The sequence below is a fragment of the Methanolobus zinderi genome (assembly GCF_013388255.1).
Taxonomy (GTDB): Archaea; Halobacteriota; Methanosarcinia; order Methanosarcinales; family Methanosarcinaceae; genus Methanolobus; species Methanolobus zinderi.
The window spans coordinates 1,863,770-1,875,881 of record NZ_CP058215.1; the positions used below are offsets into that span (position 1 = coordinate 1,863,770).

General features: G+C 46.1%; 10 protein-coding genes. 2 read left to right on the plus strand and 8 right to left on the minus strand.

All coding sequences use genetic code 11. From position 1 onward, the window contains the following. Positions 1-125: 125 nt before the first annotated feature. Positions 126-914 carry a uroporphyrinogen-III synthase gene (locus tag HWN40_RS09165; RefSeq protein ID WP_176966359.1) on the minus strand — a complete coding sequence of 263 codons (789 nt, stop codon included), beginning with the start codon at positions 912-914 and terminating at the stop codon, positions 126-128. Between the two features lie 18 nt (positions 915-932). Further along, on the minus strand, positions 933-1,703 hold the full coding sequence (gene cobA / locus HWN40_RS09170) for a uroporphyrinogen-III C-methyltransferase (RefSeq protein WP_176965451.1): 771 nt from the start codon (positions 1,701-1,703) through the stop codon (positions 933-935). A gap of 167 nt (positions 1,704-1,870) precedes the next feature. Between cobA and gpgS the strand changes: the two genes are divergently transcribed. Beyond that, complete coding sequence (gene gpgS, locus HWN40_RS09175; RefSeq protein WP_176965452.1) at positions 1,871-3,082, plus strand: glucosyl-3-phosphoglycerate synthase; 1,212 nt, start codon at positions 1,871-1,873, stop codon at positions 3,080-3,082. Positions 3,083-3,099: 17 nt separating this feature from the next. Here the strand turns inward: gpgS and HWN40_RS09180 are convergent, their stop codons facing one another. From HWN40_RS09180 to HWN40_RS09195, 4 genes are all read right to left on the minus strand, one after another. Continuing rightward, positions 3,100-4,347, minus strand: coding sequence for a cation:proton antiporter (locus tag HWN40_RS09180; protein ID WP_176965453.1), 1,248 nt, complete (start codon positions 4,345-4,347; stop codon positions 3,100-3,102). Positions 4,348-4,681: 334 nt separating this feature from the next. Continuing rightward, positions 4,682-5,080, minus strand: a complete 399-nt coding sequence (locus tag HWN40_RS09185) for a DUF1699 family protein (protein ID WP_176965454.1) — start codon at positions 5,078-5,080, stop codon at positions 4,682-4,684. 104 nt (positions 5,081-5,184) lie between these two features. Then, on the minus strand, positions 5,185-6,465 hold the full coding sequence (gene hisD / locus HWN40_RS09190) for a histidinol dehydrogenase (protein WP_176965455.1): 1,281 nt from the start codon (positions 6,463-6,465) through the stop codon (positions 5,185-5,187). Positions 6,466-6,620: 155 nt separating this feature from the next. Continuing rightward, complete coding sequence (locus HWN40_RS09195) at positions 6,621-8,852, minus strand: ATP-dependent DNA helicase (RefSeq protein WP_176965456.1); 2,232 nt, start codon at positions 8,850-8,852, stop codon at positions 6,621-6,623. 174 nt (positions 8,853-9,026) lie between these two features. On the opposite strand from HWN40_RS09195, the gene HWN40_RS09200 reads away from it, so the two are divergent. Then, positions 9,027-9,515: an AraC family transcriptional regulator gene (locus HWN40_RS09200; RefSeq protein ID WP_176965457.1), complete on the plus strand. Its 489-nt coding sequence runs from the start codon at positions 9,027-9,029 to the stop codon at positions 9,513-9,515. Between the two features lie 68 nt (positions 9,516-9,583). On the opposite strand, the gene HWN40_RS09205 is transcribed toward HWN40_RS09200, so the two are convergent. Further along, positions 9,584-10,333 (minus strand): MIP/aquaporin family protein, encoded by a 750-nt coding sequence (locus HWN40_RS09205; RefSeq protein WP_176965458.1) that lies wholly within the window; start codon positions 10,331-10,333, stop codon positions 9,584-9,586. A 49-nt stretch (positions 10,334-10,382) separates the two neighbouring features. Beyond that, entirely contained in the window at positions 10,383-11,858 is a 1,476-nt protein-coding gene (locus HWN40_RS09210; protein ID WP_176965459.1) for a DUF2193 domain-containing protein, read from the minus strand. Between the last annotated feature and the right edge of the window lie 254 nt (positions 11,859-12,112).

A 12,112-nucleotide genomic window follows, 5' to 3' on the forward strand; every position in this document is an offset into this window, starting at 1 on the left:
CGGCCAGATATATGTGATATGCGATCACCTATATAGTCATACTATATTATATCTGTGGTATACTTCCGGATATTTTGCTGGAGAAATAAAAATATAAAAAGAGCTGAACAGCAGTAAAATTTAATTCAGGAAAGTTCTTCCTGAACCTTTTTCAATACATCCTTAAAAGTGAACCTATCGGGGATAACTGATACATTTATACCGTAATCTTCAAGCGTATTTCCAGTGGGACCACCTATGGCAGCCACCAGGGACCTGTTAAGCGCCCGGATAGTCTCTTCTTCCTGACCACGGTTTCTGGCATGTTCTATGAAGTTGCGCACCATCATGGAACTCGTGAAGGCGAACACCCTTATTTCGCCATTCAACGCAGACTCGATGAGCTTGTCCTGCTCAGCACCTTCCGGTTTTTCAAGAGTGTAGACATTGGTCTCATAGACCGTAGCACCGCATTTGCGCAGACCTTCTGTGAGCAGTGTCGAGCCATAGAAACTCCTGGCGGTATCTATCACTTTACCTTTCACATCATCACAGAGATAGTCGACAATGCCCTCTGAACTAAATACTCCCGGCATTCCCATGACAGCAATTCCCATCTCTTCAAGTGCCTTGCGGGTTGTGGGACCTATGGCCACGACATTTGTGGAATTCAAAGCTCCTATGAACTTATCTACGGACTCCGACTGAATCTTTTTCAGAGTGAAATCTATACCATTGGCACTGGTGAAGATGACATAATCAGAGCTGCCCTCGAGTACTCTTTCCACAAAACCGTCGAACCCTTCATCCTTCATTTCCGTGATCTCGACCATTGGCACCATGACAGCTTCAAATCCCATGGATTCTGCAAGCTCCTTTGATTTTGCCATGTACCTCTCGGGTCTCATGATAGCCACTTTTGGTTTCCCGGACATTTCACTCACAGGCACACCTCACTCAAAGGCCGAAGCCGGAAGTATCTGCTCGCCAAGTTCCCCGTGAAGTTGTACGACATCGCCTACCACTGTGATGGCAGGGGCCTTGACGCCTCTCTCTTTTGCAAGGTTGGCTATATTTTCCAGTACACCCACGGTGACCCTCTGGTCCGGGCGTGTTCCCTTTTCTATAAGTGCCACAGGGGTTTTCGGGTCCTTGCCGTATTTCATCAGTTCGTTGACATTTCTTTCAAGCATCTTTACACCCATAAAGATAACCAGTGTACCCTGGAACTTTGCAAGGGTTTCCCAGTCGAGGGCGCTCTCATCCTTTGTCGGATCCTCATGACCCGTAACAAAGGTTACCATGGAAGCATGATCCCTGTGAGTGACTGGTATACCAGCATATGCAGGAACGGCTACTGCAGATGTGATACCGGGCACTACTTCGAATTCAATTCCCGCTTCGATGAGTTCTTGGGCTTCCTCTCCACCTCGTCCGAACATGTAGGGATCTCCTCCCTTCAGGCGCACAACACTCTTTCCTTCCTTTGCTTTCTCGATTATCAGCGCATTGATCTCATCCTGTTTTAAGGTATGATTTCCTGCATGCTTTCCTGCGTTGATCTTCTCCGTCTTTTCAGGGATGGAATCAATTATCGCCTTTCCAGGAAGCTGGTCATAGACCACAACATCAACAGAGTCCAGCAATCTGCGGGCTTTCAGTGTCATAAGCTCGGGGTCTCCGGGCCCTGAGCCAACCAAATAAACTTTTCCATATCGGGTCATGTTAGTGAAATCCTGTCTGTCTTATTTTGATTCTAATGAAACTTCAACTTATATATTCGTTGTTCCGGTAAAGATTGAACATAGGTATCTTTTATGTTCTTAAACAACAATATTAATTACAGTAAGAGCGTTTTATCCATATTCAACTGATATTGGGTGGGAGAATAATGGACTTCTATCAGGAAAAGATCACAACGATACATAATTTCTACAGCGATACCGAGAGAATATCACAACACCTGCATGACCTGTCCTTTATACGGCCTGCAGTCGTGGTAATACCGATGTTGTATCAGGAGATAGAGAATCCACCCCTGACACACATCATAAACGAGCTGAACAAATGTGCATACATTAAAAAAGTAGTTGTGGCACTTGCGGCTGATGATCAGGAACAGTACAGGACCACGGTGGAATTTTTCAATAGACTGGAACTGGACAACATGATCGTCTGGTGCAACGGACCTCGTATCTCCAATGTCATCAATGAGATGAAGGATAACGAACTGGACATCACGGCTTTCAGCGGCAAGGGAAAGGATGCATGGATAGCAATTGGGATTGCAAGTCTCTATGCTTATGCGATTGTGCTGCACGATGCTGACATCGTGACATACAACAAGGACTTTCCTGCCAAGATGCTTTACCCGATAATGAACCCGCAGCTCAACTTCTATTTCAATAAAGGATATTACGCCAGGATTAAGCTTGACGAGAAGACCATGCACGGGCGGGTCTACCGTCTCTTCGTGCGTCCTCTCCTGGATACACTTGCCAAGGACGTGGAGTATGAATCAGAAACGCTTGAATTCCTGCAGGCCTTCAGGTACACACTTTCTGGCGAATTTGCCTTTACAAGGGACCTGGCTCTTAACATCAGGGTACCTTCAGACTGGGGACTTGAAGTCGGTTTGCTTGCTGAGATATACAGGAACACGACCATGAAGAAGGTATGCCAGACAGATCTTGGATTCTACGATCACAAGCACAAGGAAATGGGAAGCAGTCCCTCCGAAGGACTTGGCAAGATGGTAAACGATATTATGGTCACCTTCCTGCGTATTGTGAACGAGACCACAAGCACAAACGTATCTGATACCTTCTTAAGAGGGGTCCAGGTAAAATACAGGAGATCCGCCCAGGACCTCATCAGGCAATACAATGCCGATGCCATCTGTAACGGTCTTCACTACAGCAGGCACCTGGAAGAGAAATACGTGGATCTGTTTGCCGACATACTGATGGGCGCAGGAGACCATTATCTGGAAAATCCTTCAGATGAACTTCTTCCAGACTGGGAGCGTGCTCTGTCTGCAATCCCGGACCTTCGCGAACGATTACGGGATGCTGTAAATGCGGATCTGAACGAGATCAAATGACCCATTTTTTTTGAACTTTATTCGGGAGCCCATCTGTCCATAACAGGCCTGGCGGACAGTCCGTGTATGAACACTGACAGTACGATCACCGTGGTGACAATGGCAAGGGCTTCCCTGCTTTGTTCGAACCCTGCATGGTCAAAGGCATAGAGCAGATAGTATATGGACCCGATCCCACGGATACCATAGAATGAAATTATATATTTTCTGGATCTGCGAAGCTCTGTTCCTGCAAGGCCTATAAGGCCTGTCAGCGGCCGTATGACCATTATTATCAATAATGCGGCCGGGAGCATGTACCACTGGAAATCATTTATGAAGCCGTGGCTGATATATATCCCCAGTATTGTAAAAAGGATGACTATAAGAGTTCTTTCTATCTCTTCCGAGAAATCATGCAGGACGTTAAGATGTTCATGGGTGGTTTCCTGATATCTGAAAGCGCAGGCTGCTACAAAAACCGTGATAAAACCGTATGAATTAAAAATCTCAGCCAGGCCATAAGGCAGCAGTGTAAGGCTTATTGTCAACAGACCTACAGATATGGCTGAACTGTGACATTCGGGTTTTGGACAGTTAAATATTATTTTGGCCAGAAGCCAGCCCGTAGCCAGACCTATGAGAGTGGCTACGATAATCCTGTAAAAGAAATCCATTATCAGCCAGTCAGCGAACCAGAGTGAGGGACTACTCCCCACCAGCACCATGGCAATTGCCATATTGGTAAAAGGGAAGGCAAGACCGTCGTTTAATCCGGCTTCAGTGGTCAGTGCAAGTCTTGTATTTGAATGATCTTCGCTTTGCGGAGGTGTGGTCTGAATGTCCGAAGCCAGTACCGGGTCAGTTGGAGCAAGCACAGCCCCCAGAAGTACTGCGGTGGCAGGTGCAAGTCCAAGGAATCTCCATCCTAATAAAGCTATCAAAGCGATTGTCAGAGGCATGGTTATGATCAGAAGCCTTGCTGCATAGCGCCAGCTATGCCAGGAGAAAGGTCGCGTAAGTTTGAGTCCCGCAGCTGTAAGTGAGATAATCACACCCATTTCGGTAAGTCTTTTGCCAAGGACAGGAGCTTCTCCCAGATGGGGAAGCGGACTTACAGGGAAAATGGAGAATACAGCCACTGCTATTAAAAGATAGACAACAGGTTCGGTGATTATATAGTCTGACAGGAATCTTGGAAACAACACTGCGATCAGAATTACAATTCCAAGATAGAACAGAATGACATCATATATATCAGGCGAAAATACCTCGATCAATCCCATATTTAATTGACTGCCTCCATCATAAAATCAAAGTTTTGTACACAAACATCGGTGAGCTATTACGATGAGAACAATTATTGTTAATTCATACGCTTGAAATAGATTTAAAAAGAATCATCTGAAAAATCCAATTTAAAAGTCAATATGGATGATTCATAAAATCATTGAATAAAAAGGTTAAAAGAGTGTTTCTGAAAATAAATTGTGAAATTCCTTTATATCCCCGTCCCTGATTTCCAGAACTGTTCTCTAGATTCCACCATCGATGACCATCCACCGGTAAGACAGGTATGCAAGACAGTACCGTTTAAATTAAGTGGTCACCGAGTCAGGGTTATTTCTTGCTCAGTATGTAAAAGAGCATATCCCTGTTCAGCTTGCCCTCACGTTCCAGCTTGTTTACTATCTCTTCATCCGACATACCCTCGGATTTGAGCTCCTTGATCTTATCAAGAAGCGCCGGAGATACGCTGTAGTACTCATTGATATCCTTTCTGTGACCCCATACATCCCCTTCGATCAGTTTTATTCCCTGCATTTCCAGAAACATCTCGATCGATTTGGAAACCGTACGGCGATATGAACTTGGTATCTGTATGACCTCTACTTTGGGACATGTCTGTACCAAGGAAAAAATATCTTTGTTTGATGGTCTGAAAGCAAGATGAATTACCTTCTCGTTTGGATTCAGATTTGGTATCTCCTCTCGCGAACTTACAACTCTGATCTTCATGAAACTTCCTCACTTAAAGTCCTTCAGGTGAAGAACTTACTAAATTAGTGTATGTGCTTACCTATTAAATAATTACCGATTTACAGGACAAAAAAAAAGGATTGTTAGTTCCTGAACCTAGTTCTTATTGACTCTGCGTGTGCCATGAGACCTTCCTCCTCGGCAATTGAGATTACAGAATCTTTCAAAGTTTCAAGACCTTCTTTACTTATCCTCTGTATACTGGCACACTTCAGGAAATGTAATATATTCAGACCGGAGTACATTTTGGCATACCCCGCAGTCGGTAGGACGTGATTGGTACCGGATGCATAATCCCCAACAGGCACAGGTGCATAGTTACCCACGAACACAGAGCCTGCGTTATCAATATCGCTGAGAACCGAATCGGAGTTCTCCACCATAATCTCCAGATGTTCAGGGGCAAAATCATTGGAGAATTCGATACAGCTCTCCATTGAATCTGCTACCAGTACTGCAGCATTCTCAAGAGACGCATTCACAATATCCGATCTTGCAGCCTTTGAGGCCTGTTCCAGTACTTCCCTGTGAACATCTTCTGCCAGTTTTTCGGATGATGTCACAAGTACGGAAACGGAATTCGGGTCATGCTCTGCCTGTGCAATGATATCGGATGCAGCCATTGCAGCATCGGCCGTGTCATCGGCAATTATCAGTACTTCACTGGGTCCTGCCGGGAAATCGATCTCGGCCATATCACGCACCTGCATCTTTGCAGCGGTGACAAATACATTTCCGGGACCGACTATCTTGGAAACCTGATCAACGCTCTCAGTACCATATGCCATTGCAGCTACAGCCTGGACCCCGCCTATCCTGTAAACATGGTCCGCACCCGCAACTTTTGCTGCTGCAAGGGTGAGGGGATTCACCTTACCGTCAGGACCCGGAGGAGTGCACATGACCACGCGTTTAACACCTGCAACTCTTGCAGGGATTATTGTCATAAGTGCAGTGGATGGATAGGAAGCCCTGCCTCCGGGCACGTATGCACCCACACTCTCAAGGGGAGTGAACTTCTGCCCGAGTTCAATTCCCGGAGATAACTCCATGAACCACATCTTTTCGGGCATCTGTGCCTGGTGGAACTTACGGATATTCTCAGCAGCGAACTCGAGATGTTTGAGTAAAGACTTGTCAATACTGCTGACAGCTTCCTCAATCTCATCTTTTGAGACCTCAATTGCCCCGATATCAGCCCTGTCAAACTTCTTCGTATAGCTGCGGAGGGCTTCGTCTCCGTTGTCCTTTACGTCCCGTATGATGGAAGCTACTGTTTCCCCGACATCCGCAAGCTCTCCTCCGCGATTGATGAGCTTATCTTTTTCTTCCCCGCTTAGTTCTGATAGTCTTTTGTAAAGCATGATGATCCCTTGAATATGATTTACTTGAATATGATTTACTTGAATATGATTTACTTGAATATGATCACTATTTAGAATATCGTGCAGATTAATACAGCTTCATTATATATAGATTCTTCAAAAAAGCTAATTTTAAGCAATAATTTCCGGAATATTCACTTTTCAAAGTCGCTGAAAGTACTCTGCTCATTCCCGATAAGTGAATCCATTGTTTTCGAACCGACATCATCGGGGTTTCCGGGATCTATATCGATGTGCATACCGATTTCCCTGAGCAGCTTCCCGGCGGTCTTCGTACCGATAAGCTTTCCGATTACGGCAGGATCGGCCTTCCTGATGTCTTCAACCGTCTTAAGACCACTGTCATAGAGCCTGCGGGCACGTACCCTTCCTATACCCCGTATCCCCACCAGTTCCATAAGTTCCGGCCGTGCACCATAGTGGATCCTCTTCTCAAGCATGCCCGCCATGTCAGCAGCAGGATGTCCCCGGACCCTGGCAAGGCGCGAGAGTGAGTGCATGAGCCATTCGGATAACTCCGCGAGGGCATGTATGTCTCCTTCACCCACATTGAAACTCTTACTAATGTCGTCCATTGGCCGCTCGTTTATCCAGTCCAGCACAAGAAGAGCAGTCTTAACCTCAGCAAGGAACCATTCGTAATCGGTATCCTTGAACTGATTCGGTATCTCGGAAAACTCCTCCGCGTGCGTGATGACAAAATCATTGATCAGTTCGTAATCACCGGACCTCAGGTAGAGCTGCCGCATATCAGGTGTCTTGCAGACCAGATGCATCAACGTAAGTTCGGTGATATTTTCCGCTTTGTCCAGCCCATCCAGCATAGTTGCTGCCGATAGCGGATCAACGTAAAGCATGGACACAAGGTTTCCAAAGGGTGTGGCCACAAGCCGTGTATCACCTTTGAGCATATCATGTTCTTTCAGGAAATCAATACAGTCATCAACAACCTCCATAAGTCCCCATGTATCGTTCTGGTGGGCAAAGAACGTGGCTTCGATAAATTCCATCAGGCCGTCACGGGCGTTTGCAAAGCCGTTAACGATAGTGGACAGTATATGGGTCCTCAGAGCATTCTCTGCACCAAGTTTTGACCAGATGTCCTCCGCATCGGCGTCGATGTAGTTGTCGAACAACTGCTGCATCTCACCATATGATTTTGCGACCAGTACCGATTCTCCGTAAGGATCAAGGTGAGGACGCCCTGCCCGGCCTGCCATCTGTTTGTATTCAAGGACCGGGATTGGCTGCATGCCAAAGTTCGAATCGAAACGTTTGTAACTCCTGATGATAACCCGTCTTGCAGGCAGATTAAGACCCGCCGCAAGTGTTGGTGTACTGCATATGACCTTAATCTTATTTTCCCGGAAACCATCCTCCACGAGTCTTCTGTGAGCCGAGTTCAATCCCGCATGATGGAAGGCCGTACCGTTCCTGATACACTGGGCCAGTACTTTTGAAGCCTCTGTCTCACCGTTTTCAAGAACCTGCTCGACGATACTGTCAAGCGCATCACGTGTGGGCCTGTCAAGTAACTGGGATACCTTCGCACCCGCTCTTCTGGCAAATCCGACACTGTTCCTGCGGCTGCTCTCAAATACAAGGCACTGTCCCCCATCTTCAAGGGTATCAAGAATTATGTTGATAGCATCATCCTTGGAGGAAGCTGCGATAAGTTTCTGGGAACCCCTGAAATTTATGTTCCCACCATAATAAACGCCTTCCCGCAGATCAGTAGGCCTCCATTCGCTACGTACAAGCCCCGCACCGAGCCAGTCCGCAACTTCATATGCGTTTCCGATGGTTGCCGACAGCGCGATGATCTGGCATTCGGGATTGAGCTTCATTAGTTTGGTGAGCGTTACTTCAAGAGTGGGACCCCTGTTAGCAGAATCCAGCAGGTGTACCTCATCCACTACAATAGTGGTAATCTCTTCCATCCATGCTGTCCCGTTACGCAGGAGAGAATCAGTCTTCTCGGATGTGGCCACGATGATATCGTTAGAGCCAAGCCACTCGTCCCTTGATTCGAAATCCCCTGTGGATATACCGACCCTGACCCCTCTATCCTTTCCGTTCTTCAGATCTATGGATGAAAATTCCCTGAAACGATCGAACTTCTCCGATGCCAGGGCTCGCAGCGGTACTATGTATAACGCCTTACCACCCTTTGAGATGGACTTGAGCATGGCAAGCTCTGCCAGCAGCGTCTTTCCCGATGCGGTGGGAATGGCAGCAAGGATGTTCTTCCCGTCAAGTAAGCCTTTCTCGATAGCTTCTGCCTGGGGAGGGTACAGTTTCTCAATCCCGGAATCCAGATAGAATTGAAGGACCTCTTCCGGAATATCAAGGGATCTTATTTCCATATTATCGGATAGAAGGTGGATAATAACTAATAAAATTACCCTAGCAGGGTGAAAGTGTAATTTACTGCATATCTTTTCGCCTCTGGCCAAATAGAAATTACTTTCACCCACCTTGGCATGTGCTTTTATAGCCATATGGCAGAGAATGTTTGAAGTTAAAGATTGGTGATAAGTTTGGAAATAATAAACGATCCGGAAATAACAGAACTGGAAGAAAGGAATGCAGCATGTGTTTCATTTGTCGGTAACTATCTGGGAAATGCCGGTGTCTTCGAAGAACTGTTCGGCAGGCTTTTCAGCTGGGCAGGTCCGAAGCAATTGATGGGACCGGACACTCTTTTGATTTCTGCATACTATGATGACCCGGGTACCACAGCTCCTGAAGAGCTCAAACTGGATGTATGCATGACCATTGCAGACGATGTGCAGGTTGAAGGAGACATAAAAAAGAAAAAACTTCCCGGAGGTAAGTACGTGATGATGCGTGTGGAACTGACAGGCCCTCATGAATATGCTCCTGCCTGGGAAAAGATAGTTGAGTGGGTGGTACAAAATGACCTTAAAATTGATCTGTCCCGGGCAAGCTATGAGATATATCTGAATTCGCCGGAAGAACATCCGGAAAAGCATCATATACTCGATATCTGTATGCCGGTCAAGTGAAAAGATCTGGTGAATAATAAATAATAAATAATAAATGATAAAAACAAAAGAGCAGATTGCTGCTCTTTTCATTCAAGTTCTTTTACCCCTGATACATAATCATATACAAAAGCCGCAATCAGGGCACCTGCAATCGGTCCGATAATGTAAATCGGGAACTGCCACCAGAAATTTTCACCTCCCAGCAGGAAATCCGCCAGATAAGGGCCGAAGGTGCGCGCAGGATTAAGCGACGAGCCTGTGATGTTACCCACAACCGTCACATCTGCGGCAACCACAAGGCCCACTGCCAGACCTGCAAAACCAGCCGGAGCCCTGTTATCAACCGCAGTTCCCATTATTGTCAGCATTAAAAAGAACGTTGCAATCGTTTCACATAATATAGCCTGGCCGTAACTTACACCGGCGAACATGGCTGTCGCGCCAAGACCTGTTGCGACCGCACGTGAACCAAGTATAGCAACTATGCTGAAGGAAGCAAGACTTGCACCAATAAGCTGGGCAACAATGTATCCGACCATGTCTTTAGTGGGGAATCTTCCTGTAGCCCACAATGCGATGCTGACAGCCGGATTGATGTGTGTTCCCGAAATATGTCCGAAAGCATATATCATAGCCACAATAGCGATCGCAAAGGCCATACCGATTGCAAACCAAGCTGCAATATCCAGGCCGATACTAAAAGTATTACCTGGCAGTAGTTCTGCTCCCTCGATCAGCAACACTGCCGTAACTACGGACCCCGTACCCAGGAACACAAGGACATAGGTTCCTATGAGCTCTGCGATCGACCTCCTGAGCAAACTGATCTCCACCATACTTCACCTCCCAAAAACCGAAATGTGCCTGTTTCAGGCACAACTTCGATCAAACTGCCTCCGTCCAGTTGCAGTATCCGCACTTGTAGTCGAAGTAGTTGGCTGAACAGAACTTACATACACGTGCAGGTGAATGTGCCTCTTCCTTGTGAAGTGCGATGATATTGGTCATCATGGTCGCAGTCACAGGTTCACTTGTCAGCAGGCATGGGAAATCCGCAAGACGCATGAGTGCCGAGAACCTGACAGTAATAGCACATGCAGGATAAGTGTAGCGTTGCGGGTTATTCAGGATCTCACTTTTTTCGATAGGACTCAGGTCAATATTAATACCCTGTACCATTCCGCCTGCACCCCTTGGCTTGTGGTCGATTATACGCTCACCTTTCTCAATAAGATCAATGAAATCCACATTGTGAAGCTCGGCCGCGGCACCTCTTCTTGGATTGGTGAGTACCAGGTTGTGGAATCTTTTCACAAGCAGATCCAGCACCATCATTGTGGTAAAGCCGTCCATCCAGAGAATCTTGGTAGTTGCAGCTGCTGTAGCATCCGTTGCAATGGTCAACGGAGAGTACTCGTCCCTGAAATTACCCATGGCATTGTTCATGGTGCCCTCGAGAACGTTCGAGACAACATTGATGGCTTCCATTACGACATCATCCTTTGTCATATTGAACATGGACTGGGAGATGTGATGTGCTACGTCCCCCACACCATAGGCAGGAACTGTTACTATGTTTCCGTAGAAAACTTCCTCATCCATCGCAGCTCGGACCGTCTTTTTCATCTTCTGCTTGTACTGGTCCATGTACTTCCTGACATCAAAGGAGCTGTGACCTGCTTCTTCCATCAGTTTGAACTGAGCCTCCACAGGTGTATCATAAACCATTTTGAGCATGTCTATCTCTTCTTTCAGAGCCTCAGATGGAGTCTTACCATCCTCTATCGCGATCTGGAATTTTGCTCCGACTCCGTAGGATGTGTTCATACCCCAGGATTTAGAAGCAAGTATGGCTCTTTTATGCTGAAGAGGAATATCCATATCCTGAAGGATCCTGTTTACGACATTGCTTGTGCTGCCGGGAACGAATGCAAAATCAACCACGCAGGTAGGACCATAAAAGCCTGCATATCTGCGAATTGATTCCTTGCCGATAAGGGCTTCGGACTTTCCTATCTCTTCAATGAACTTCTCAACCGATGTACGGAAAGAAGGATCTTCCTCATACAGGATCTCCAGTATAGGAGGGGTTTGATAATGTTCAACGAAAGGATCATCTTCCGGCCTTACGGTTTCCGTTAACCCGGTAAGAACATCAAAATGAGCATTCACTGAATCAACATGAAGATCGAAGACTTCTTTACTTTGTTCACCCTCGGGTTTCATGCGATTGACTGCATCGACATAAGGTTGTGCATCTTTCACCTTGAAAGATGTGCCTCTTTTATTGTTTATTGTGCTAACAACTGCCTTCTGGGCATTTACGGCTTCAGTAGCCATCTTGTCATATATCTCTTTCATACTAACCCCTTGTTTTATTGGTAGTTACCAAAAAACAAAGGAAGCAGGCCTCAATACAAGGATCATGACCTAAGGTCATCAAATAAGTACTCTAATCACCAGGTAAGAAAAGCCTCCAAATTTACTCCCTCCAACATAATTTCCAGTAACCCCATAATTAATATAATCCACCTGCAAAATAAAGTTAACGAAATTCTATTTTTTATCCAGGATTGTTATCATCAAAAGATAATTTACAGCATATCTTCCGAATT